Genomic DNA, 940 nt, shown 5'->3' with positions numbered 1-940 from the left:
TAGAACACACGCATCTGCGTGGTAATCCCCTCACGGTAGCGTATGCGCATGGATGTGGTGGTGCTCGTGGTATCAATCCCTTTGGTGGAAAATTCCTTGCCGTTCAGATTGAGTATGTAAGCCCACGTTTTGGCAAAGTCTTGCCAGTCCTCAGCCACCACGCCGCCCAGCTCATCTTTAATCACCACTGGCTTTTGTATCGTGATACGACGATTTAATTTGCCCGGTTCAAGCATAAGCCAATGCCCTCAGTGGCTCCAATACCGCGCGCACAGCAGGCGTTAATGGGTTGCCATTGGTACGGTCTACATAAAGCGCTGTCGCCGCCAAACACGTTGCCGTCTTAATCCGCTGTGGCATGGTGGCCTCGTTATTTAAATCCCAGCCTATCTTGTCAGGGTCACGGATATGCGCCAACACAATTTCAGACGCGGCCACAATCAAACTGGCTAACATATCACCCGATTCGGCATCATCATCGATGCGCGCCCATTCCCTGAGTTCCTCTACGCTAATAAACATCATGGCTCTATCTCCAAATCAGGCTCAGGTTCATTGGGTTTGGGTTCTTCTGGTATAACCTCTGTCGGTGCTTCTTCGTCCAATGTGGCTTTGGGTGCATCGCGTTGCGCCAGTGCGGCCAGTGAGTAGTTTTGCTGCTGCATTAAGGGACTTTCCCCACCTTCCACCGGCGGCAGGTTTTCCACTTCACGCGCTTCATTCGGCGACATAACGCCAGCACCTACCAATAACGCATTGGCTGTTGCCCGTGCAGCGCTGTCCATTCTCAATAAGTTTTGCAAATCAAACTCGGTACGCTGGTTTTCAGGCAGCCTTAATCCTTGGTCAAGTAATGCTTCAATGGCTTCAATCAAGCCCTGTAAACAATCTTGGTAGTAATTCTGGTTAATCGCCTCAATACTGGTGCCTGCGCTCGTCT

3 protein-coding genes are annotated in these 940 nt (G+C 51.0%); all 3 read right to left on the bottom strand.

The genetic code is table 11. The features are described 5' to 3' along the window. The coding region (locus tag A2F46_RS11705) for a phage head closure protein (protein WP_066570645.1) at positions 1-236 on the bottom strand (236 nt) is incomplete at its 3' end. After that, on the bottom strand, positions 229-525 hold the full coding sequence (locus A2F46_RS11700; protein ID WP_066570643.1) for a head-tail connector protein: 297 nt from the start codon (positions 523-525) through the stop codon (positions 229-231). The genes A2F46_RS11705 and A2F46_RS11700, both read right to left, overlap by 8 nt. Beyond that, positions 522-940, bottom strand: a 419-nt coding sequence (locus A2F46_RS11695) for a phage portal protein (RefSeq protein ID WP_156471651.1), incomplete at its 5' end; no start/stop codon positions are given. The genes A2F46_RS11695 and A2F46_RS11700, both read right to left, overlap by 4 nt.

This window comes from Snodgrassella sp. CFCC 13594 (assembly GCF_001590725.1).
In the GTDB taxonomy this organism is placed as follows: domain Bacteria; phylum Pseudomonadota; class Gammaproteobacteria; order Burkholderiales; family Neisseriaceae; genus Snodgrassella.
Note: the sequence above shows the minus strand (reverse complement) of the source record. Positions and strands in the feature narration are given on the sequence as shown.